At 69.8% G+C, this 23,260-nt stretch carries 19 protein-coding genes; 13 read left to right on the top strand and 6 right to left on the bottom strand.

What is annotated here, in order from left to right:
• Nucleotides 1-41 precede the first annotated feature (41 nt).
• The 5 genes from murQ to MMF94_RS09335 form a co-directional block, all read right to left on the bottom strand.
• Complete coding sequence (gene murQ, locus MMF94_RS09355; RefSeq protein WP_241035914.1) at nucleotides 42-938, bottom strand: N-acetylmuramic acid 6-phosphate etherase; 897 nt, start codon at nucleotides 936-938, stop codon at nucleotides 42-44.
• Nucleotides 938-1,813, bottom strand: a complete 876-nt coding sequence (locus MMF94_RS09350) for a MurR/RpiR family transcriptional regulator (protein ID WP_241035913.1) — start codon at nucleotides 1,811-1,813, stop codon at nucleotides 938-940. Before MMF94_RS09350 ends, murQ begins: the two co-directional genes overlap by 1 nt.
• A complete protein-coding gene (locus tag MMF94_RS09345) occupies nucleotides 1,810-2,988 on the bottom strand; it encodes an anhydro-N-acetylmuramic acid kinase (protein ID WP_241035912.1) in 1,179 nt (392 codons plus the stop codon). The genes MMF94_RS09350 and MMF94_RS09345 overlap by 4 nt, the downstream gene beginning before the upstream one ends.
• Nucleotides 2,985-4,304, bottom strand: a complete 1,320-nt coding sequence (locus MMF94_RS09340; RefSeq protein ID WP_241035911.1) for an MFS transporter — start codon at nucleotides 4,302-4,304, stop codon at nucleotides 2,985-2,987. Before MMF94_RS09340 ends, MMF94_RS09345 begins: the two co-directional genes overlap by 4 nt.
• Nucleotides 4,305-4,379: 75 nt before the next feature.
• Entirely contained in the window at nucleotides 4,380-5,474 is a 1,095-nt protein-coding gene (locus tag MMF94_RS09335) for a helix-turn-helix transcriptional regulator (RefSeq protein WP_241035910.1), read from the bottom strand.
• A gap of 48 nt (nucleotides 5,475-5,522) precedes the next feature.
• Here MMF94_RS09335 and MMF94_RS09330 point away from each other — a divergent pair, with 48 nt between their 5' ends.
• The 3 genes from MMF94_RS09330 to MMF94_RS09320 all read left to right on the top strand — a co-directional run bounded on the left by MMF94_RS09330 (nucleotide 5,523) and on the right by MMF94_RS09320 (nucleotide 8,123).
• Complete coding sequence (locus MMF94_RS09330) at nucleotides 5,523-6,047, top strand: NUDIX domain-containing protein (protein ID WP_425564128.1); 525 nt, start codon at nucleotides 5,523-5,525, stop codon at nucleotides 6,045-6,047.
• Between the two features lie 187 nt (nucleotides 6,048-6,234).
• The gene (locus tag MMF94_RS09325) at nucleotides 6,235-6,864 is read left to right on the top strand and encodes a hypothetical protein (RefSeq protein WP_241035908.1); all 630 of its coding nucleotides are present in this window, start codon (nucleotides 6,235-6,237) and stop codon (nucleotides 6,862-6,864) included.
• 95 nt (nucleotides 6,865-6,959) lie between these two features.
• Nucleotides 6,960-8,123 carry an acyl-CoA dehydrogenase family protein gene (locus MMF94_RS09320; protein WP_241035907.1) on the top strand — a complete coding sequence of 388 codons (1,164 nt, stop codon included), beginning with the start codon at nucleotides 6,960-6,962 and terminating at the stop codon, nucleotides 8,121-8,123.
• Nucleotides 8,124-9,529: 1,406 nt separating this feature from the next.
• Here the strand turns inward: MMF94_RS09320 and MMF94_RS09315 are convergent.
• Nucleotides 9,530-10,567 carry an LLM class flavin-dependent oxidoreductase gene (locus MMF94_RS09315; RefSeq protein ID WP_241035906.1) on the bottom strand — a complete coding sequence of 346 codons (1,038 nt, stop codon included), beginning with the start codon at nucleotides 10,565-10,567 and terminating at the stop codon, nucleotides 9,530-9,532.
• 92 nt (nucleotides 10,568-10,659) lie between these two features.
• Between MMF94_RS09315 and MMF94_RS09310 the strand changes: the two genes are divergently transcribed.
• The 10 genes from MMF94_RS09310 (at nucleotide 10,660) to MMF94_RS09265 (ending at nucleotide 23,178) form a co-directional block, all read left to right on the top strand.
• A complete protein-coding gene (locus tag MMF94_RS09310) occupies nucleotides 10,660-11,184 on the top strand; it encodes a MarR family winged helix-turn-helix transcriptional regulator (protein WP_241035905.1) in 525 nt (174 codons plus the stop codon).
• The gene (locus MMF94_RS09305) at nucleotides 11,181-12,446 is read left to right on the top strand and encodes an MFS transporter (protein ID WP_241035904.1); all 1,266 of its coding nucleotides are present in this window, start codon (nucleotides 11,181-11,183) and stop codon (nucleotides 12,444-12,446) included. Before MMF94_RS09310 ends, MMF94_RS09305 begins: the two co-directional genes overlap by 4 nt.
• Before the next feature lie 102 nt (nucleotides 12,447-12,548).
• The gene (locus MMF94_RS09300) at nucleotides 12,549-13,664 is read left to right on the top strand and encodes a cupin domain-containing protein (protein ID WP_241035903.1); all 1,116 of its coding nucleotides are present in this window, start codon (nucleotides 12,549-12,551) and stop codon (nucleotides 13,662-13,664) included.
• Between the two features lie 87 nt (nucleotides 13,665-13,751).
• Complete coding sequence (locus MMF94_RS09295; protein ID WP_241035902.1) at nucleotides 13,752-15,380, top strand: ethanolamine ammonia-lyase reactivating factor EutA; 1,629 nt, start codon at nucleotides 13,752-13,754, stop codon at nucleotides 15,378-15,380.
• A 463-nt stretch (nucleotides 15,381-15,843) separates the two neighbouring features.
• Nucleotides 15,844-16,860, top strand: coding sequence for a cupin domain-containing protein (locus MMF94_RS09290; RefSeq protein WP_241035901.1), 1,017 nt, complete (start codon nucleotides 15,844-15,846; stop codon nucleotides 16,858-16,860).
• Nucleotides 16,861-16,886: 26 nt separating this feature from the next.
• Nucleotides 16,887-17,591 (top strand): class I SAM-dependent methyltransferase, encoded by a 705-nt coding sequence (locus MMF94_RS09285; RefSeq protein ID WP_241035900.1) that lies wholly within the window; start codon nucleotides 16,887-16,889, stop codon nucleotides 17,589-17,591.
• 178 nt (nucleotides 17,592-17,769) lie between these two features.
• Nucleotides 17,770-19,071 (top strand): MFS transporter, encoded by a 1,302-nt coding sequence (locus MMF94_RS09280; protein WP_241035899.1) that lies wholly within the window; start codon nucleotides 17,770-17,772, stop codon nucleotides 19,069-19,071.
• A 67-nt stretch (nucleotides 19,072-19,138) separates the two neighbouring features.
• Complete coding sequence (locus MMF94_RS09275) at nucleotides 19,139-20,230, top strand: ABC transporter substrate-binding protein (protein ID WP_241035898.1); 1,092 nt, start codon at nucleotides 19,139-19,141, stop codon at nucleotides 20,228-20,230.
• A gap of 49 nt (nucleotides 20,231-20,279) precedes the next feature.
• Nucleotides 20,280-22,064, top strand: coding sequence for an ABC transporter permease (locus MMF94_RS09270; RefSeq protein WP_241035897.1), 1,785 nt, complete (start codon nucleotides 20,280-20,282; stop codon nucleotides 22,062-22,064).
• A gap of 19 nt (nucleotides 22,065-22,083) precedes the next feature.
• Nucleotides 22,084-23,178, top strand: a complete 1,095-nt coding sequence (locus tag MMF94_RS09265; protein ID WP_241035896.1) for an ABC transporter ATP-binding protein — start codon at nucleotides 22,084-22,086, stop codon at nucleotides 23,176-23,178.
• The last annotated feature ends 82 nt before the right edge of the window (nucleotides 23,179-23,260 follow it).

Raw genomic sequence — 23,260 nt, 5'->3', positions numbered from 1 at the left:
CCTCAACCCTGCGAGGGCCGCCCGAATGTGGGGACACGGGCTCACAGCCCGTCGACGGCGAGGCGGACCCGTCCGTCGGCGCGCGTCAGCCGGTCGATCGCCGTCTGGCGTGGGCACGTGGCGAGCAGCATCACGACCGCGACCTTGACCTCACCGCCTGCCGCATCCAGCGCGGCGGCGGCGGTGTCGGCATCCGCTCCGGCCGCGATGGCGACGATCCGGCGGGCCCGGTCGACGAGCTTGGCGTTGGTCGGCCTGACGTCGACCATGAGGTTCCCGAACACCTTGCCGCTCTGCACCATCGCGGCGGTCGAGAGCATGTTGCACACCAGCTTCTGCGCGGTGCCTGCCTTGAGCCGGGTGGAGCCGGTGAGCACCTCCGGGCCGGTGGCGAGCTCGATCGCGACATCCGCGTGGCTGCTGACCAGCGCACCGGTGTTGCAGGCCACCGACACCGTCGACGCCCCGACGGACGTCGCGTGGTCCAGGCCGCCCAGTACGTAGGGCGTGCGGCCGCTCGCCGTGAGGCCGACGACGACGTCGACGGCACGCAGGTCGATGCGGCGCAGGTCCTCGGCGCCCAGCAGGGGATCGTCCTCGGCGCCCTCGACAGCTGTGCCGGCCGCCTGCCGTCCTCCGGCGATGAGCCCGACGACATCGCCGGGCTCGGTGCCGAAGGTCGGTGGGCACTCCACGGCGTCGAGCAGCCCGAGCCGGCCACTCGTGCCCGCACCCAGGTAGATCAGCCGTCCGCCGCGCACTCTGGCCGCGACGATCAGCTCGACGGCCCTCACGATCTGCGGCAGGGCTGCAGCAACAGCGGCGGGGGCCTTGTGGTCCTCGGCGTTCATCAGCGCCAGCAGGTCGGCGACCGGCATCCGGTCGAGGTCTGTGCTCTCGGGGAGCGCAGACTCGGTCGTGAGTGACTGCAGGTCCATCAACATCCGTTCGGGTCGGGTCGGGGGCGATCGCGCCGGCGGGGGGAGACCGCCTCGTACGTGCTTTCCAGTGCGGCGCGCGCTCCGGGGGTGCGCCGCGCGACGCCGACGAACAGGGTGTCGACCACCAGCAGCTGACTCGTCCGGCTGCCCATGGCCGCGGAGCGGAAGCCGAGCTCGCGGCCCGCGGTGAGGAGCGTGTGGTCCGCGGCGCGGGCCAGCACGGATCGCGACGCACCCGTGACGGCCACGGTCAGCACCCCGGCGGCCCGAGCTGCCTGGACGGGACGCACGACGCCCGCCGTGCCGCCGGAGTGCGAGATACCGACGACGACGTCGCCGGGACGCAGCAGGGCGGCGCTGACCATGGCTGCGTCGTGTTCCGGATGGGCGATGCACAGCAACCCGATCCGGCTGAGCTTCGCCGCCAGGTCCAGCGCGACAAGCCCGGAGGCCCCGATCCCGTAGGCGTCGATCCGCCTGGCGCCTGCCATCGCCGCGACGACCGCCTCCAGCGTGTCGCCGTCGATGAGCTCGGCGGTGCCGGTGAGCTGCTCGCTCTCGAACGCGGCGAGCTTGCGCAGCACCGTCGGCATCGGGTCGTCGTCGGCGACGTCGGAGTCCAGCGGCAGAGCGGCGCCCGTGCGCCCGCCGACTGCGGCCAGGGCCAGTCGCAGCGCCGGGTAGCCCGGATAGCCGAGACGGCGCGCGATGCGGGCGACGGTCGCGGTGCTCGTCGACGTCTGCCCGGCCAGCTCGGTGATCGTGAGCCGGGCCGCTGCGGTGGGGTCGGCGTCCAGCACGGCGGCGACCCTGGCCTCGGCGGGCGAGAGCTCCGGGAGCACGGCGCGGATCCGGGTGGCAAGGCTGCTCATGCGGCGGCCTCCACGATCTCGAGCACCCGGGGCAGCCGCTCGGGTCGCGGCCGCCAGGGGAACCCGGCCCGGCCCGGGAGCACCGCACCGAGCACGCTCGGATGCCGGGCGCCGGTGCAGCTCGCCACGGTGGCGGGGATGTCGTGCACGGTGCAGAAGCCCAGCAGCGCGAACGCGTAGGCCTCCTTCCACGCCGCCGGAAGCCCCAGCTCGTCCGAGCTGCGAACCGGGACGCCGGGCAGCTCGGCCGCGAGCGCGCGCATCAGCGTGGGGTTTCGGGTGCCACCCCCCGCAGCGATCACCTCGGTGCCACCGACGGAGCGGACGGCATCGGCGACGGTGCGGGCCGTCAGAGCGGTGAGCGTGGCGGCCAGGTCGTCGTCGGCGACGGCGGGGAGCCCCGCGAGCGCCGCGTCGAGATACTTACGGTGGAAGAGCTCCTTGCCCGTGGTCTTCGGCGCGCGCCGCGCGTAGTAGGGCTCGGCGAGCAGGCGATCGAGCAGTTCGGCGTCCACGCGTCCCCGCGCGGCCATGGCCCCGTCGACGTCGCAGGTGAGCCGCCCAGCCGTGCGTTCCGACACGGCGAGGTCGAGCAGTGCGTTCGCCGGGCCGGTGTCGAACGCGATCGCGTCGGCGCCGGGCGGGACGACCGTGACGTTCGCGATGCCGCCGAGGTTGAGCGCGACGGGAGCGCCGGGGCGGCCGCGCAGCCACATCACGTCGACGGCGCTGACCAGCGGAGCGCCCTGGCCACCCGCGGCGACGTCACGGCTGCGCAGGTCGGCCACCACCGCGCAACCCGTGCGCTCCGCGATCCAGGCGGGCTGGCCGATCTGCAGCGTGCCCCGGACGGCAGTGCCCTCGGCCCAGTGGAAGACGGTCTGGCCGTGCGCGACGACGAGCTCGGCACGCCCGGCGCACAGCTTCTCGTTCGCGGTGGCCGCGGCCTCGGCGAAGGCCTGGCCTATGCCGGTGTCGAGCCGGCAGACGTCCTCGACCGTGGTGATGGACGGGGGCAGGACCGCGGCGATCCGAACACGCAGCTCGTCGGGGTAGCGGACGGCGAGTCCGCCGAGTGGACGCAGCACGATCCGGTCGCCGTCGAGGTCGAGATCGGCCGCGGCGGCGTCGATCCCGTCGAACGACGTCCCGGACATCAACCCGATCACCCTCACGCCGACTCCCCCAACGGCCTGCGGTGGTCGTCTCCGCGCAGCGTGGCGAGTGCGATGGCACTCACCACGCAGGTGGCCATCACGTAGTACGCCGGTATGTCCACATCGGACGTTTCGGCGATCAACGCCGTGATGATCAGGCCCGCCGAGCCGGAGAAGATCGCGTTCGACAACGAGTACGCGAGGCCGAGGCCCGTGTAGCGGACCCCGGTGGGGAACATCTCCGACAACATCGCAGGCCCGGGCCCGGCGATCAGGCCGACGGCTCCGCCCGCCACCAGGACCGCGAGTCCCTGCAGGAGCGGGCCGCTGCTCTTGTCCTGCAGCACGCCCAGCAGCGGCAGCGCCAGTACGACGATCAGCACGGTTCCGGTGAGCATCACCGGGCGGCGGCCGATCCGGTCACTGAGCAGGCCTGCCGGCAGGATCGTCGCCGCGAACCCGGCGTTGGCCACCACCGTGGCCACCAGCGCCTGCTGGAACGACGCCCCCAGCGAGGACTGCAGGTACGCCGGCATCACGACGAGGAATGTGTAGCCCGCCGCCGACCAGCCCATGAGTCGCGCGGCTCCCACCGCGATCGCCCGGGTCGTCTGCCACGCGCCCGGCCGGGCAGGCGCCTCGCCCGTGACGGCCACCGCGCGCCGGAACGAGGGCGTCTCCTCCAGTCGCAGGCGGAGCCAGAGCGCCACCAGCCCCAACGGCAACGCGAGCAGGAACGGGATCCGCCAGCCCCACGCCGTGAGTTGGTCGGCGCTGAGCACGGCACCCAGGATCGCTGCGAGCCCGGCCCCGGCGAGCAGGCCGAGCGCCACCGTGAACGACTGCCAGGAGCCGTAGAGCCCGCGCCGGCCGGTGGGGGCGAACTCCGTCATCACCGAAACCGCGCCGCCGAACTCACCGCCCGCCGAGAGGCCCTGCAGCACTCGGACCAGCGTCAGCAGCCACGGGGCCGCGGCCCCGACCGTGGCGTATGTGGGCAGCACGCCGATGAGGAAGGTGGCCCCGGTCATCAGCAGCAGGACCAGCACCAGGGTGGGCTTGCGGCCGATCCGGTCACCGACCCTGCCGAACAACGCCGCCCCGATCGGGCGGAAGAAGAAGGCCAGCGCGAACGAGGCGTACGTCTTGACCAGGCTCTCCAGCCCGGCGCTCCCGTCCGGGCTGAAGAAGTTGGTGGCGATGATCGTGGCGAAGAAGCCGTAGACGCCGAACTCGTACCACTCGATGAAGTTGCCTACCGTGCCCGCGACGACCGCACGCCGGGAACTGCCGGTCCCGCGCGCCGTGGTCGCCTCCATGACAACGATGCTCACGACCGCCCCGACGCTCTGTCAATAATTGACAGACGAGCGCTGCGCCACAGGGCCGACCCGCCGATCCCGCAACGATCACCGAGGAGCGTTGCGCTCCGCGAGGGCAGCGCCCGCAGCGGCCAGGGCCGTGCGCAGCTCGGGTGGGTCGAGCGCCTCCACCTCTCCGCCCAGGCCTGTGAGCTGCGACGCAGCCACCGCGATCTCTTCCACGTCGAGCTCGACCTCGCGCCGGCCCTCGGCGTCCGGGGGGCCGGCTCGCGCGATCGCCTGCGCGGCCGCATCCGTGTCGGTCACGTGCGACAGCATCTTCAGACCGCGCGGTCCCAGCCGCAGCCGCACTGTGACGCGCAGCATCTGGCTCGCGAACCGGGTCGTCGAGTCGGCCCACCACGTGGTGAGGTCGAAGCCGTCCGGCCGGGTGAAGCCCTCGCCGGTGGGCTCCGCGGCCACGATCCGGTCGACCCGGTAGGTCAACACGGTGTCCGCTGAGTCGGCGCGCGCTCCGCTGACGCTGCGCGCTGAATCGACGCGCGCTCCGCTGACGCTCTGCGCTGAATCGACGCGCGCTCCGCTGACGCTGCGCGCTGAATCGACGCGCGCTCCGCTGACGCTGCGCGCGGCTAAGTACCACGTACCCGCCTTCAACACCACGCCGAGCGGCTCGATCGTCCGGTCGACCACATCGGTCCGCCGGCGGTACGAGATGCGCAGCTGCTGCTGCCCCCACACCGCCTCGGCGACGGCGGCCAGCTGGGTCACCTGATGTGGGGTGTGGAACCAGCCCGGCGCATCGAGATGGAACCGCTCGGCCACGGTGCGGGCGTGCTCCCGCATCTCCGCGGGCAGGGTGGCGAGCAGCTTGGCCTGCGCGCCGGCCAGCGCGGCACTCATGCCCAGCTCGGCGAGAACCTGCGGGGCACCGACCGCGAACAGCGCAGCCGCCTCCTGCGCCGTCAGTCCGTCGAGACGCGTGCGCCAGCCGTCCACGAGCCGGATGCCCCCGCCCCGGCCCGGCTCGGTGAAGAGCGGCACGCCTGCCGCGGAGAGCGCCGCGACGTCGCGATAGATCGTCCGTTCCGAGACCTCCAGCTCGCGCGCCAGCTCTCCCGCCGTGGCCTCGCGCAGGCGCTGAAGGGTGAACAACAGGGTGACCAGGCGGGACGCGCGCACCCCGGGATCGTGCCCGATCCCCGCACCCGGCACCGTGTCCCTGTGGAGATGCTCAGCAGCCGCCAGGTGTACGCCAACAGCTGGATGACGGTCCGTGAGGACGCCGTGCGCCGCCCCGACGGAACCAACGGCATCTACGGAGTGATCGACAAGCCCACATACGCACTGGTGATCCCCCGCGACGGCGACCGTCTACGGATGGTGGAGCAGTTCCGCTACCCGGTGGGCAGGCGGCGCTGGGAGTTCCCCGCCGGCACGGCTCCCGACCGTGCCGAGGTCGACCCCGCCGAGCTCGCCGTGCAGGAACTGCGCGAGGAGACCGGGCTCGTCGCCGGCAGGATGGAGCTGATCGGCAGGCTCGAGGTGGCGCCCGGGATGTCGAGCCAGACCGGCACGGTCTGGCTCGCGACCGAGCTGACCGAGGGTCCCGCGCAGCGCGAACACACCGAACAGGACATGCGCACCGCCTGGTTCACCGCCGCGGAGTTCGAGGCGATGGCCCGCTCGGGCGCGATGCCCGACTCCCAGAGCCTCGCCGCCTACCTGCTCCTGCAGCTGCACGATCGGGGCTGAAGCCGGACCCGAGCGGCGTGAGCGACGTCACCGATCCGTCGCCGCCGATTTCCACTCCGTGTCGACTCCGTCCGATACGCGCTCGAGGTCGGCGGGCTGTGCTCGTTGCCGGACGGACAGGCGGCGGTTAGCCTGCGGTTAGTAATAAATCCTTACTAACTCGGGCTCTGCGACCTGGGAGGACCAGATGGCATCGTCGGCAAGCACTGCGTTGGACGAACTGGAACGGGAGTGGCACGCACCAGGCCGGACCGCGATCGAGCTGGCGTCGGTCGACGTCAACCAGGTCCTCGCCGATCACTACGAGACCGACCGCCCCGGCTTCGTCTACACCGCGTCGATGATGTGGGAGATGGAGCAGCGCAAGGCCGCCGCGCCCGACATCTACATCTCCGGCGTGGTCAAGGCAGGCAGCCTGGAAACCTTCGGCCTGCCGACAACAGGGCCGGCGGTCGATTTCGTCCGTATCACCGAACAGCGACTGTGGCTCGACCCCAAGACGTACGGCACGATCATCGAACACGTCCACCTCGACGACCAGCAGCGGCGCGCGTTCTTCATCGGCGCCGCCTCGTTCGACACCCCGGACGGGCGCACCGTGAGCGCGGGCACCGGTCAGCCGCTGTTCCACGTCGAGCACTCGGTCAGGGGCACCGAGCAGCGGCCGTTGAACGCCTGGCGCATCGTGCACCTCACCGACGAGGTCGACCCGTCCATGGCCGCGCTCTTCGCGGAGATGTCGCGCCAGACCTACCTGCGCGAGTTCATCGAGGTGCACCTGACCCGCGACCTGGGCATCACGCTGCGGCGCAAGTAGCACACTTCTGCTCCTGCATCCGCACCACCGGCGCTGACGACGGGCAGGGCAAGATCGCCCGCGACGACACCCGACGACGGGAAAGGCACCGGTGCATGGACCTTCGTGAGACCGACGAGCAGCGGCTGCTGCGGTCGTCCGTGGCTGCGATGGCGGCGAGGTACGGGCACGACTACCTGATGGAGAAGGCGCGCACCGGAGCCAAGACCACCGAACTGTGGGCCGACGCCGCCGCGGCGGGCTACCTCGGCGTGGCCGTGCCGGCCGAGTACGGCGGCGGCGGTGCGGGGATGGTCGAGCTCACGATCGTCGCCGAGGAGATCGCCGCGGCGGGCTGTCCGTTGCTGCTGATCGTGGTCTCGCCCGCGATCGCCGCCTCGGTGATCGCCCGGTCCGGCACCGTCGACCAGAAGGAACGCTGGCTCCCCCGCTTCGCCGACGGCTCCGTACGGATGTCGTTCGCGATCACCGAGCCGGACGCCGGATCGAACTCCCACCGGATCAGCACCACCGCCCGGCGCGACCAGGACCGCGGCGGATGGCGGTTGAGCGGCACGAAGTACTACATCTCCGGCGTGGACGAGACGGACGCGACGCTCGTGGTGGCCCGCCTCGAGGACGCGACCACCGGGACGCTGCGACCCGCGATGTTCGTCGTGCCCACCGATACGCCGGGGATGACTTACCAGCTGATCGAAATGGCGATCCACAGCCCCGAGAAGCAGTTCACGGTCTTCTTCGACGACGCGTTCGTGCCCGACGACGCACTGGTGGGCGGCGAGGAGGCCGGGCTCGCGGCGCTGTTCGCCGGGCTCAACCCGGAGCGGATCACCGTGGCCGCGTACATCAACGGGCTCGCCCGCTACGCCCTGCGCAAGGGCGCTGCCTACGCCAGGGACCGCACCGTGTGGCAGGCACCGATCGGCAGCCACCAGGCGATCGCCCACCCGCTGGCCAAGGCGCACGTCGAGGTCGAGCTCGCGCGCCTCGCCACCACCCGCGCGGCCTGGCTCTACGACGAGGGTGACCAGGCCGCCGCGGGCGAGGCGGCGAACATGGCGAAGTACGCCTCCGCCGAGGCCGCCATCAACGCCGTCGACGCGGCCGTGCAGGCGCACGGCGGCAACGGGATGTCGGTCGAGTACGGCGTCGGCACGCTGATCGGCGCGGTGCGCGCAGCACGGATCGCCCCGGTGAGCCGGGAGATGATCCTGAACTACATCGCCCAGCACTCGCTCGGACTGCCGAAGTCGTACTAGGCCCGAGTTGAACCCTGACGCCGAACCCGGCGGGGCGAAAACCCCAATCTCGCAACGATCACGACGCCAAGATCACCGCGAGATCGGGCCACGCGCCCTCCGGAGGGCGAAACCACAGATCTCGGAATGATCACGGGCCGGCTGGACCGCCACCGGACCCAGGGTCCGAGCACGATGATCGCTGCGAGATCCGCCCACCCGCCCACAAGGGCGACACCGCGACTCTCGGAACGATCATGACTCAAGCCTGGCCGGCCCGTTGGGACCGGAGTCTCCCAGCGCGATGATCGCTGCGAGATCGCTCGATCCGCCCGCCGCAGGGCGAGAACTCCGATCTCACCGGGATCAGACGCACCAAGATCACCGCGAGATCCGCCGACCCGCCTTCGCCGCGGCGAATACCCAAATCTCGGAATGATCATGGGCCGCCTGGCCCGCCCGCTACCTCCGAGCGCAATGATCTCCACGAGATCGGGCTGAGCGCCCTCGCAGCGGCGAACATCCGGACCTCAGCGGCAAGATCATCCGCGAGATCGGGATACGCGCCCCATATCGGGCCGAAACTCGGATCTCGCAACGATCACGAGGCGCCCGGCCAGCCGGCGGACCCGGAATCCCGGCGCGATGATCGCCGCGAGATCCGCGGATCCGCCCTCCGCGGGGCGGAGACTGATGCTCGACTCGAATTCGAGTTGTAGCTAATAGTTTCGAGCAGCGCTTCCCCTGACATCCCGCTACTGCTACCACCCCGCTAAGCGGGCGGGCGTCGAATCGTGGAGCGACGTTCCAGGGGTATCACCGTTGCATCCGTGCCGGCGGGTTCGTCATCCCGACTCTCAATCGTGCCGCACTCGAGACAGATTCTCCCGATTGCCGACAACTCGACGTCGTGAAGAGCGCTCCACCTGTGCGGCGGGCAGCATCGGGTCGGGAAGTTGATGACATTGTTCACCGATGGCGTGGTGCCAACCATCGGCGAGCAGCCCCGAACTCGCGTTTCCGGTAGCGTCCTCTTCGGGGAGCAAGTGGTCCCCGACTCGAACTCCGAGCGCCCCCTACGGGCACCATGCTTGTTTCCACGGCCGAAAATTAGCTTGGCGCATAATGCAACCGAAACGTGGCGTAAATCATATCGTTAAAATCGACCCAACCGGTCGGAAGCGACATACATCTGCTAACACGGACATTCCACAACTGTGCGTAACCGCGCGGTCGGAAAATTAGTCCGTCCGGACCAGCGGAACCGAGCAACCAGTGTGGATTATCCTATTTGTCCGTAGTCACCGACGGTTCCATTCCGTCAGCGATCTGCTACCCAGCGTTGATTCACAGCATTTGCACAGCGCACCGACGTCGAGTTGTGACGTCGACGTCTTCTGGCGAGCCAGCTCGCCGGGAGCGTCGGCCTATCCGGTGTGGGGACGACCGGCCGTGGCCGCACGAACGGCCGGCATCACCACCTCGGCGTAGGCCTCCAGGTTCGCGATGCTCTCCGCGGGTGCGAGGTCACCGAAGGCGAGGGTTGCCTCGAAATAGTTGATGTCCGCGCGCTCGACCTGCTCCAGGAGGCGATCGCGGACGGTCTCGGGCGATCCGACGAGGGCCGCTCCACGGCGGAGCCCGGCGTCGGTGTCGAACTGGGCATCCACCCGGTGGTCGTCGTTGTCGTGCCACAGCTTGGTGAGCTCGCGAACGAAGACGTCGTTGGCCTTGCGGTAGCGGTCCAGCGCCTCGGCATCGGTGTCGCCGATGTAGATGGTCGCGGCCATCCCGACCCGTGGCATCTCGCCGTGTGCGCGTGGGCCGGCCTCCCGGGCATTCCAGTACGTGTCCGCGGCAGCGGTGAAGGATCCGCCGTTCCACCGGCCGACGAAGTTGATGCCGCTCCGGCCTGCCCACTCCGCGCTGTTCGTGTTGCTGGAGGCGTACCAGAGCGGCGGGTGCGGCTGCTGCACGGGACGCACCGACAGCTCGACGTCGTAGTCGCGCAGGCGCTCGCCCCGATGGACCATGCGCCCAGTCGTCAGCGCGGTGGTGACGACGTCGAGCGTCTCGGTGAAGAGCGCTCTGGAGTCCTCGTCCGAGACGCCGAAATAGGCAAGCTCGTAGGGGCTGACCCCACGGCCGACGCCGAGATCGAGCCGTCCCGCACAGAGTTGGTCGAGGACGGCGATCTCCTCGGCCAGGCGCAGCGGGTCGTAGATCGGCAGCACGTTCACCAGCGCCCCGATGCGCATCCGGGAGGTGCGCTGGCTCAGCGCGGCGAGGAAGAGGTTCGGTGACGGGCACACCGACAGGGGCGTGCCGTGGTGCTCGGTGACGTGGTAGTGGTCGATCCCCGCCGCCTCGGCTGCCACGGCAAGGTTCAGCCGGTTCGCGAGTACCGCGCCGGGTGTGGAGTCTCCGAGATCGAACGAGTCGAAGATGCCGAAGGCGAAGCCCACCTGTTACCTCCTGGTCGTCCCGCCCCCATCTTGCGTGATCTCGGCTGGAACCGCCCCGAGAAATATTAAAGAAGCACTGTTATATTAGTGCTGTGACTTCTCCCGACGATCCGGCCGACCCGACGCTGGAGAGCTCGATCCGCCCGCTCAAGGACCTGCTGTCGGCGATGGACGCGGACATCGGGCGCCTCTACACGGAGCACAGGGTCAGGGGGGTCCGCCCGCGGTTCAGCATGGCGTTGATCCGGTTGCGCCACCGCGGTCCGATGACGGTCAAGGAGCTCGCCGAGCAGATCGACGTCACGCACTCGGCGATGAGCCAGACCGTCACCGCGATGCGCCACGAAGGGCTCGTCGACACCTCGACCGGCTCGGACGCCCGCACGCGCACGGTGTCGCTCACCGAACAGGGCCGCGCGCTGGTGCCGTTCCTGGAGGACGAATGGCGCGCGACGGAACGCGCATGGGTGGAGCTCGAGGCCGAGATTCCCTACCCCCTGACCCGCGTGGTCGACGACATCGCGGCCGCGCTGCAACAACGCTCGTTCCTCGATCGCCTCCGCCGGCAGCTCGACCACCCGTCGGCTCCCGGCGACGATCATGGCCGCCAGGCGTGAGAGCGATCGACGGCATCCTCGACACCCGCCCGCTGCGATCACACCCGGCGTTCCGCCGCATCTGGGCCGGCACCACAGCACAGAGCTTCGGCGGTCAGGTCGCCGTGGTCGCGGTGATGTACCAGGTGTGGGAGCTCACGCAGAGCGCCGTGTGGGTCGGCGCGATCGGGGTCGCCACCGCCGTCCCCACCATCGTCTTCGGACTCCTCGGTGGCGTCCTCGCCGACGCGATGGACCGGCGCAGGCTCGTCGCCGCCACCAGCATCGGCACGGCCCTCGCGGCGGTACTGCTCGCCATCCAGGCGGCCCTCGGTGCGCACTCCCTGCCACTGGTCCTGATCCTGGTGGCGGCACAGACGGCGTGCGGAGCGCTGGGCTCCTCGGCCCGCCGCACGTTCGTGGCCCGGCTGCTCCCACCCGGCCAGGTCCCCGCCGGCATCGCGCTGAACCACGTCAGCTTCCAGATCGCGATGCTGGTGGGGCCGGCCGTCGCCGGTCTCGTGCTCGCCCACGGTGGACTGACGTGGGCCTACGCCGTGGACGCCGCGGCGATCACGCTCGCCCTGTACGGGGTGGCCCGCCTGCCGAGCATGCGGCCCACCGGGGGAACCACGACCGTCGGCCTGCGGGCGAGCCTGGACGGATGGCGCTTCATCCTGCGTCGCCCGGCCCTGAGCGGCTCGATCGCCACCGACCTGGCGGCAACCGTGCTCGCCATGCCCATCGCGCTCTTCCCTGTGCTCAACGAGGAACGGTTCGGCGGGGACCCGCAGACACTCGGCCTGTTCCTGTCGGCGATAGCGGTCGGCGGGATCACCGCCGGCCTGACCTCGGGCATCGTGGCGCGCATCCCCAGGGCCGGGCTCGTCCAGCTCACGGCCGCGGGCGTGTGGGGCGTGGCCCTGGCCGGCTTCGGCCTCGCGGACACGTTGCTCCCGACGCTGGCCTGCCTCGCCGTCGCCGGAGCGGCCGACACGATCTCCGTCATCTCCCGCGGATCCCTGGTCCAGCTGGCGACACCGGATCGCTACCTCGGCCGCATCGTCTCCGTCGAGAACGTCGTCGGCGCCGGTGGGCCGGGCATCGGCAACGCCAGGGCGGGTGCGGTCGCCGACCTCACGTCGGCCGGGGTCGCCGCGGTCACCGGCGGCCTCGCGTGCGCCCTCGTCGTGGCCGTGCTGGCCGCCACCAACCCCACGCTGCGACGGTGGCGGCGTCCGGAGGTGGCCGACGAAGCACCGACGGTCCCGGCGGACGCATAGCACCACGTGCTCGCCGCCTTCCGCACAGGCAGCGTTGACATGGTGGAAATATCGGCCTTATGGTCATACCAATAGCTTGAACTCGAAGCGGAGGTCTGCTGCATGGCCGGGGACGCGATCGTCGACGACACGTTGGCGGCGAAGTTCGCCACCGAGAAGGATTCCCCCTACACCCGGTGGGTCGAGGGCGAGGGTCTGGAGATCATCGCCGCCCACTACGTGCCCGACCTGCGCACCGTGGATCTCAAGCCCTGGGACCGCCGCGGTGGGCGCGGGGTGTACATCAACCACGAGGCCACCCGCACCTCCAACGACTGCTACGTCTGCGAGATCCCCGCCGGCGCCGCCCTGGCCCCCCAGCGGCAGCTGTTCGAGGAGATGATCCTCGTCCTCGACGGGCACGGCTCCACCAAGGTCTGGAACGACAACGGCGCCGAAGTCACCTTTGAATGGCAGCCCGGGTCGCTGTTCGCGATCCCGCTCAACGCCAACCACCAGCACTTCAACGGCTCCGGACAGAAGACCGCCCGGTTCGTCGCCTCCACCAACATGCCCCCGGTCATCAACCTCTACGACGACGTCGATTTCGTCTTCGGTACGGCCAAGGACTTCCCGAAACGCTTCAACGGTGAGCCTGACTACTTCGCCCCCAAGGGGGAGCAGAAAGGCCTCCTGCTCGACACCAACTTCGTGGCTGACGCGGTCAACCTGCCCCTGGTCCACGCCGCCGAACGCGGCGCAGGCGGCGGGCACATCCGCTTCAACATGGCCCGCGGATCGATGAACAGCCACATCTCGCAGTTCCCCGTCGGCACCTACAAGAAGGGCCACCGCCACGGCCCCGGCGCCCACGTGATCATCCTGTCCGGCACCGGCTACAGCCTCATGTGGCCCGAGGGCGAAGAGCCCCGGCGCTACGAATGGGGCCCCGGCGCGCTGATCGTCCCGCCGAACATGTGGTACCACCAGCACTTCAACACCGGCGAAGAGCCCAGCCGCTACCTCGCGTTCAAGCACGAGGGCGTCTCCATCCGCAACGCCCAGGGCGTGCCCAAGGCGTGGATCAGCCAGCGCCTGGGCGGCGACCAGATCGACTATGCCGACGAGTCACCCGTGGTCCGCGAACTGTTCCGCGAGGCGCTGGCCAAGTACGGCATCGAACCGAACATGGACGCGGTCTACGAGGCCGAACTTCCCACGCTCGCCCCGAAGCCCTAGGTACCGGGGTACGGGCATCCCGTGCGGCCCGCCTGCTCCCCAGGCGGGCCGCACGGCCACGCTCGCGACACGACGAGGAGTACGCGCGTGACGGACGCCGCCCCGCACGGCCACGGCCACGGCCACGGCCACGGCCACGGCCACGGCCACGAGGAGCAGGACACGGTCTACTCGTCGTCCTACCTGCCGGGCGACGACCACGTGCACGACGACGAGCCGCTCAGCCCGCTCGAGGACAACCCGATCTGGCAGCAGGACAACGTCACCCTGCGCAGCGTCGGGATGGACATCGGCTCCTCCGGCACCCAGGTCGTCTTCTCCACACTGCACCTGCGCCGCATCAGCGAAGAGCTGACCAGCCGCTACATCGTCGTGCGCAGGCAGACCGACTACCGCTCGCCGGTCGAGCTGACCCCGTACGCGAGCGCCGAGCGCATCGACGCCGAGGCGCTCGGCTCGATCATCGACCGCGCTTACAACACCGCGCGGGTGGATCCGGAGAACATCGACACCGGCGTCGTGATCCTCACGGGCGAGGCCCTGCGCCGCAGCAACGCCGAGGCGATCGCCGGCGTGCTGGCCGAGCGCGGCGGCGAACTGGTGACGGCGACCGCGGGCCACAACATGGAGGCCATGCTGGCCGCCTACGGCTCGGGTGCCGCAAAGACCTCGTACGACACGGGCACGCGCATCCTCAACGTCGACATCGGCGGCGGCACCACCAAGTTCGCGGTGCTCGACCGCGGGCAGGTCGTGCGCACCGCGGCCGTGCACATCGGCGGCCGGCTCCAGGTCGTGGACACCGACGACCGCGTCGTACGGCTCGACCCCGCGGGCCGCGACCACGCCGCGCGCGCCGGGTACGACTGGGCGCTCGGCGACGTGGCGCGTGCCGACGAGATCGAGAAGGTCGCCGAGACCATGGCGGACGCACTGATCACGGCCGTCGCCGCCGGAGCCGCCTTGCCCGCCGAGATCGAGCGGCTGTACCTGACCGAACCGATCGGTGAGCTCGGCCCGATCGACGGCGTGATGTTCTCCGGCGGGGTCGCCGAGTACGTGTACGACCGCGAGGCAAGGCGGTTCGGCGATCTCGGCCTCCCACTGGGCCGGGCCCTGCGCCGCCGGATCGACTCCGGCGAGCTGCCGTTCCCGTTGCTGCCCGCCGGGGAGTGCATCCGCGCCACCGCGCTGGGTGCCTCCGAGTACAGCGTGCAGCTCAGCGGGAACACCGGCTTCATCACCGACCCCGACGCGCTGCTGCCCCGCCGCAACCTCCAGGTGGTCAAGCCCGCTTACCGGCTCGGCGAGACGGTCGACCCGGAAGCCGTCGCAGACGCGGTCCGGCGCCATCTGGTCGCTCTCGACGTCCCGGAGACCGCTGACGTGGCACTGGCCATGGGGTGGAGCGGGCTGCCCAGCTACCACCGGGTCGTGGCGCTCGCGCGGGGGATCCGCGACGGGCTCGCCCACCGCACCGCGCTCGGGCGGCCCGTGTACGTGATGCTCGACGGCGACGTGGCCATGACGCTCGGCCGGCTGCTCACCGACGAGCTCGGCGTCGCGGGCGAGCTCCTGGTCGTCGACGGGCTCAGCCTGCGGGACTTCGACTACATCGACATCGGCCGGGTGCGCTTTCCGTCGAATACCGTGCCGGTCACCATCAAGTCCCTGATATTCAGCGAGGACCCGCGGCGGCCCGGCCACACCGGCTGATCAATCAAGCGGGCGTTTTGCCCATTCCGGCTCGAATTACCCCTTTCCGATCATATTCGGCGCGACACGTCCTCCGGGTGCCGTCCGCGCCGGTCTCACGTACAGCCGCCGAATCGGCGTAAAACGCGGTGATCCCCAGGGCGTCCTTCCGGCCCATTGACCCGCGTTGAGGGCTATTGATATAACTGTTAGGCCAATGGAGGCCCAGGTTGTGTCGGAGCCGCAGAACCTTGGCCGTACCACCAGAAGCAGTGGATGTTCCGGCCGTAGGCCAGGACCGCTTCGAATCCGTCCTGGGCCCCTATCGTCGGCCCGGTTTGTTCACGTTGCTCAGGGCCTCCGCCCACCGGACGGGGCCGGGCTCGCTGCACGGGTGGATACAGCGCCGATACGGCACTGTCGGATGAGCGACGGCCGGGGCCGAAGTGTGCGGACTCGGGCCGGGATCTGTGAGGGCATCGCTATGAGCGACACCAAGGGCAGGGTCTTCCTGCGCGGCATCACGTCCGAGACGTACGGGCTCAAGGAGTTCCGGCGCCGCCAGCTCGACGCGCCACGGGTACGGGACGACTCGGTCGTGGTCGACGACGCGAAGGTCGCACACTCCGGCGACTCGCACGAGTCCCGCACATGGTGGCGGATCGGACCGGGCGACGATCCCTTCCTCACGCAGAGCCTCCAGGTGCACTTCGTCGAGCTGCCCCCACGCACCTCGAACCACGGCCACGGGCACCAGAACGAGGCGGCCTTCTTCATCCTGGAGGGCGCCGGCTACGAAATCCATGACGACCAGCGCTACGACTGGGAGAAGGACGACCTGGTGATCGTCCACACGGACTCGATCCACCGGCACTTCAACCCGTACGACGAGACCGCGCGCTGCCTGATCTTCAAGGCCAAGTCGATGTGGATGTACCTCGGCCTGCTCCAGCAGGGCCGCAGCGGCCCGGTCGACGACGAGGAGCGCTTCGGCCCGCGCATGGACTGGTCGCAGCTGTGGACCCCTGATGTGGAGAAGCGCCGCAAGGTCGTGAAGTCGGCCGACACGCACTGGGAGTCGACCCCGCTCGGCAAGGTGCGGGTGATGTCCCGCCCCGGCGACGACGTGCGGACCTTCAGCGTCGACGCGTCCGTGCTGGAGATCCCGGCGGGCAGCCGCTCCGGCAAGCGCTGGCACATGGCCGACGAGGTGCTCTACGTCCGCTCCGGCTCCGGCTACAGCCTCCACTGGGAGGTGGCGGCCGAGCTGTCCGAGAAGTACTACGCCCGCATCGCGCACGAGCCCACGCGGCACGAGTTCAAGCCCGGCGACACGCTCTACGTCCCGCAGAACACGGTGGCCCAGCACTTCGCCGCCGACGGGGAACCGCTCACCTTCGTCTCCGCACAGAACCGGCTCTTCAAGGAGCTCGGTTACAACAGCACGGTGTTCCTGGAGAACGCGCCCGAGTACGACGGACCAGCCGGCGCCCGTTCCTGACCCACTTGTCTGACGAAGGAGACGAGATGTCGGAACAAGGCCGTTCCGCCGCGGCGGTGTGGTCCGATGCGGAGTTCGCGCAGGCCTGGCTGGGTGCCGACCCGCAAGGCCCGCAGGACCTGCTCGAACTGCCACGGCACATGGCGGCCCGGCTGGTGGCCGAGGAGACCCCGCAACCGGCGCTGATCGTGGACGTGGCCAGCGGGGCGGGCAAGTTCCTGTCCGTCCTGCTCGACGCCTTCCCCGACGCGCGTGGCGTCTGGACGGACGTCTCGGACACGATGCTGGAGCGCGCCCGGACGGATCTGGCCCGCTTCGGTGACCGCGTCGATTTCATGGTGGGCGACATGACAGCGCTACGCGCGGCAGGCGTGCCCGAGCAGGTCGACGTGCTCCTCACCTCGCGCGCCAGCCACCACCTGGCAGGCGAGGAGCTCCGGAACTTCTACCGGGAGGCCGGCAGCCTGCTCGCCCCGGGCGGCTGGCTGGTCAACCTCGACCACATCGGCCCCGAGGACGAGGTGTGGGACAAGCGCTATCGATCGGTGCGCAAGACGTTCGCCGCACCCCGTGCGGCCACCCCGTCCCACCACCACAACTACCCGCTACCCAGCGAGGCTGATCATCTCGACGGCTATCGAGCCGCGGGCGTGAGCGACGTGGACGTCGCCTGGAAGGCGTTCTACAGCTGCCTGTTCATCGGCCGCGCCTCCCGGAGCCCACAGAGCTGAACCGGCCCCCACCCCACCACCTGGGTGGCCGTCGCGTCGGACCGCATGCCGGTGCGTGAGGAACGTCGGTTTCTCCCCCCGATCTCGCATTGCGGTTCCGCCGCACATTTCGCACGGAGCGTCGCCGAGTTCATCAGCGCGCCGAGTTCAACGACGCACCCCGCACGCAAGGATCCCGATGACACCCGAAACGGACGTCCGCCCCGCAACGGGCAGAGAATGGCTTCCCGCCGCCCTGCGCGGCCGCCACATGCAGAGGTGGCTGCACGTCAGCCTGCCGTTGCTGATCGCCTTCTCGGTGGCGCAGCTCAGCAAGTCCTCGATCGGCGTCATCGTCGCCGACCGGGCGTTCAGCCATCAGTTCGGTCTCGACGTCCATCCCGGTTCCGTCGGCTGGCTGACCAGCCTGTTCCTCTACGCCTACGGAATCGCGCTCTTCGCCTGGGGATTCATCCTCAAAAGGCTCGGCCCACGCACATCGATGCTCATCGGGACCGGGATCTGGGTGGTGGCGCTCGCCCTCCCGCCGTTCGTCAACAGCCTGGGCGAGCTGTACGGCACGCGCATCCTGCTCGCGGTGGGCGAGGCGTGCTTCTACCCGGTGGCACACACTCTGACCGCCCGCTGGTTCCCGATGAACGAACGGGCGCGGGCCAACGCGTCCTGGCTCTCGGGCATCTTCGTCGGCTCGGCACTGGGCAGCGTCCTCACGACGACGATGCTCACGGCGTTCAGCTGGCGCGCCACCTTCCTCTCGCAAGCGCTGATCGCCGCCGTGTTCGCGTTCTGCGTCGTGCTGGCCCTGCTCCAGGACCAGCCCGAGAAGGCGCACGGCGTGAGCGCCGAAGAGGTCAACCACATCGTCGAAGGACGGTTCGAGTCGACGACGGTGGTGCCCAAGCGGGGACCCGAGTCGCCCTTTCGCAACTACCGCTACTGGCTGACGATGCTGATGTACGTCGGCACCAACGCCCCTTTCTACGGGCTGGTGACGTGGGCGCCGCTCTATCTCCAGCAGGAGCGCCACGTCGAGCTCAGTGACATCGGCGTCGTACTGACCGTGGCGAACGTCCTGTCGATCGTCGTCATGGTGCTGGTGGGACGGGCATCGGACCGCACGGTCAGACGCGCCGGCTGGGCGGCATGGGGCTTCGTCATCGAGGGCGTCGGCATCGCGGGCACGGTGCTGTTCTCCAACGCGGGTGTCGACAGCTTCTTCATCTTCCTCGGCCTGGCCGGCAACGCCTGGTGCGTGGTCACCAACTGGTCCCTGCTGCACAGCCTGATGCCGACACACCAGTCCGAGTACTCCTCCAGCGTGTTCTCCTCGATCACCAACCTCGTGGGTGCGACGCTGCCGGCGCTGGTGGGCATTCTGCTGACCGCCACCGGCTCCTACACCGCCGGCTTCGGGCTGATGTTCGTCACCGTGCTGATATCCCTGGGCTGCTGTCTCGTGCTGCGCCCACAGGGCTACTGACCTCCTCCGCAGAGCCCGTCCTCCACCGGCGGGCGGCAACCGATCAGTCACGACCCGGAGGGACCGAATGCACGACCTGCACCTGCCCCCACTACCGCGCATCCCCGCGCGCCTCACGCCTGCGCTTCTCCTGATCGCGCTCCTGACCGCATGCGCAGGGCCCGCGGCCACCACCACAACAGCGGTGGCTCCCGCCCAGCAGCCCGAGCAGCTCCTGGCCGAGGCTCGCCAGGAGGGCTCGCTGCTCTGGTACACGACCTTCGCCGACGACGACGTCAACGACGTGATCGCCGCGTTCGAGAAGAACTACCCAGGGGTCAAGGTCGATGCGTTGCGCCTGTCCGCCGACAAGCTGCCGACCCGCCTGGTCACCGAGCAGCGCGGAGGAAAGTTCAACGCCGACGTCATCACCGCCGACTCCGAACCCGTCTACCAGCTCATCCAGGTGGGCACGCTCGCTCCCTACCGGGTGCCCGAGACCCCGGCACTGCCCGAGCAGCTGCAGAGCCTCCCGGACGGCTACCGCAACGTCGTCTACGTCAACACGAGTGCCATCGCCTACAACCCGCAGGCTCTCGAAGCCGGGCACCTCCCCGTGCCGCGTTCGATCGAGGATCTGACGAGTCCCGCCTGGAGAGGCCGCTTCTCGATCGACCCGAACGCCATCAACTGGTACGAGGGCCTCATCTCCGCGATGGGTCACGACAAGGCTCTCGCGCTGGTGGAGGCGCTGGGGAACAACGACCCGCGGCTGGCGGAGAGCCACACGCAGTCGCTCACCGACGTGCAGGCGGGCGAGCCCGTCGCCGCGATCAACGCCTACGGTTACAAGGCGGCGTCGCTCGCGAAGGAGACCCCCGAGCGGATGGCGTTCAGCAACACCGACCCGCTGCCCTCGGCGGGTGTGCTGGCGGAGCTGGCGAAGAACGCGCCGCATCCGGCCGCCGCGAAGCTGTTTATCGACTGGATCATGTCGAACGACGGGCAGCAGGAGGTCGTGGACGTCTCCAATCACGTCTCCCTCAGCGAGTCCGCGCAGAACGACACGAGCGTGTGGAACCCCTCGACCTGGACGCCCGCGTGGTCCACGCCCGTGATCAGCGCCGACACCTACGACCACCTGCTCGAGGAGTACCAGGAGGCACTGCACGCCGTCTGACAGGCCACGCCACCCCGGTTCCTCCTCACCTGCAAGGACGGCAAATGCTATGAGCCTGACCATCGGGTCGCGCACCGCGCAGTCCCGCACCACGCATGTATCCCGCGGCCCGAAGAACCGGGTTCGAAGCGTCCTGTCCTGGTTCGGCGACCCGCGGCACATCCTGCTGGCCGTCGTCGCGGTCGTGGTGGCCTACCTGGCCGTCGTACCCGCGCTGACCATGGCGGTCGCGAGCCTGCAGTCGTCCTTCCTGTCCACCGGGCCGGTCGAATGGACCCTGCGTAACTACAGCGAGACCCTCGGCAGCGCCTCCTTCTGGAGGCTCGTGGGCAACTCCTTCGCCTACGCCGGCGCCACCGCCGTGCTGTGCACCGTGCTGGGGTTCGGCCTGGCCTATCTCGTGGCCCGCACCAACACACCGGCGAAGTTCTTCGCGCAGATCGCGGCCATGATCCCGCTGATCATCCCGGGCATCCTGAACACCGTCGCCTGGGCGCTGCTGTTCGCCCCGCAGACCGGGGCCCTCAACGTGTTGCTGCGTGCCGTGCACCTGCCCGCGTTCGACATCTACTCGCTCGCCGGCATGGTCCTCGTGCAGTCGATGCACGTGACGCCGGTCGCGTTCCTGATGGGTGCCGCCGCGTTCTCCAACATGGACTCGTCGCTCGAGGAGGCCGCACAGGCGTCGGGGGCCCCTCCGCTGCGGGTCTTCCGCATGATCACACTGCGGATGATCCGGCCGGCGATCCTGTCGGCCGCGCTGCTGATGTTCGTTCAGACGATCTCCACGTTCGAGGTGCCGCAGCTCATCGGCGTACCCGGGCACACGTTCGTCTTCGTCAGCCGGATCTACTCCGCCCTGCAGACCTTCCCCACCGACTACGGCACCGTGGGCGTCACCGGGATCTTCATCCTCGCCGTGTCCAGCGGCGGCCTGTGGCTCTCCCGGCGCCTGTCCGGTTCGGGCGCCGCCGCGCAGACCATCACCGGCAAGGGCTTCCGGCCCACCGTCACCGACCTGGGCCGCTGGCGGTGGCTGGGCCTCGCGGTGTTCGTCGTGTTCTTCGTGGTCGCGGTGGCACTGCCGCTGCTGATGCTGGTGTGGTCCTCGCTCCTGCCCGGCTACGAGCCGCCGTCGATCTCGGCCCTGCACCACCTGACGCTCGCCGACTACCAGCAGGTGCTGCACACCCCGGCGCTGACGTCCTCGGTGCGCAACAGCCTCATCACGGCCGTGCTGGCCGGGTTGATCGTCACCGTGCTGAGCGCCCTGGTCGCCTACATCACCGTCAAGACCCGGGCCCGCGGCCGAGGACTGCTCGACGGGCTGGCCACCGTGCCGCTGGCCGTGCCGAGCGTGGTGATGGGCGTGGGCATCCTGTACTGGTACCTGACGGCGCCGCTGCCGTTCCATCTCTACGGCACGCTGACGATCCTCGTGATCGCGTTCGTGACCATCGGCCTGCCCTACGGCATGCGCTACATCGTGCCGGGCATGGCGCAGATCAAGGACGAACTGGAGGAGGCGGCCGCCGCCAGCGGAGCGTCCTGGCTGCGCACCTTCCGCCAGATCTACGTGCCGCTGCTGGCCCCGTCGCTGCTGGCGGCGTTCCTCTACACGGTGATCGTCGCGTTCCGCGAGATCTCCGCGGCGATCTTCCTCTACACGCAGGACACCCAGGTGGTGTCGGTGACGATCTACCAGGAGTGGTCCAACGGCAGCTATCCCATCGTGGCTGCACTGGGCGTCTGCATCGTCGTCTTCCTCGCCCTGATCGTCGTCCTGGTCCGCCTTCTCGGCAGGAGAACCGGGCTCAACCGGCAGTCGAGCTGAGCACGCAAAGGAGCGTCCCGTGATCGAGATCCGTGGACTGGTCAAACGTTTCGAGGGGCGGGCGGTCACCCGCAACGCGGTCGACGGCGTCGACCTGGAGGTGCCGGACGGCAAGCTGGTGACCCTGCTGGGGCCGAGCGGCTGCGGCAAGACCACCACACTCCGGCTGATCGCCGGCCTGGAGCGCCCGGACGCCGGAGAGATCCGGATCGGCGGGCGGGTGGTGTGCGCCCCCGCGGAGGGCGTGTTCGTCGGGGTGCACCAGCGCCCGATCGGCGTGGTCTTCCAGTCGTACGCGATCTGGCCCCACATGACGGCCGTGCAGAACGTCATGTTCCCGCTGCGCTCGGGCCAGAAGCGCCTGCCCAAGGCGGAGGCACGCGAGCGCGCGATGGCGGCCCTGGAGATGGTCGGCCTCGCCGACCTCGCCGACCGTCCCGCGCCTGCGCTCTCCGGCGGCCAGCAGCAACGCATCTCGCTCGCCCGAGCACTCACCCGCGAGCCCGAGGTGCTGCTGCTCGACGAGCCGCTGAGCAACCTCGACGCCGGCCTGCGCGACCGCGTCCGCGACGAGATCCGCGCCGTGCAGCAGCGCCTGGGCATCACCACCGTGTTCGTCACCCACGACCAGGACGAGGCGCTCGCCGTCTCCGACGAGGTCGTCGTCATGGACAAGGGCCGGATCGTCGAACGCGGCCCCGCCCAGGAGATCTACGCCTGGCCGCGCGAGGAGTTCACCGCCCGGTTCATGGGCATCTCCAACAGCCTGCCCGGCACGGTGATCTCCCGGACGGACGACCGCGCCGAGATCGAGCTCGGCCACGGCCGTCTGATCTGCCTGGCGGCCGGCCAGTTCCCACCCGGCACGGAGGTAAACGTCTTCGTCCGCCCGGAGTGCCTGGTGCTGTCCCGCAAGAACTCCGCCGGCCAGGGCTGGAAGGGAACGGTGGAGTTCAGCATCTACCGCGGCGACTGCTGGGACTACCACGTCCGCGTCGGGGACACCGTGCTCCGTTCCCGGATGTACCGGGAGAAGAAGGGCCTCGGCCACGGCGAACCGGTCTGGGTGGTGCCGGAACAGGAATCAGCGATAGCGATCCCGGCGACGGCCTGACCACACGGCACACACCTTCCGGTCCCGGCACAGACGGCCGGCGCTGTGTGCGGCAGCGGGAAGGTGTGTGCCGTATTCGTCA

The organism is Pseudonocardia alaniniphila (genome assembly GCF_022524485.1).
GTDB lineage: Bacteria > Actinomycetota > Actinomycetes > Mycobacteriales > Pseudonocardiaceae > Pseudonocardia > Pseudonocardia alaniniphila.
This window is presented reverse-complemented; position numbering and strand designations above follow the sequence as displayed.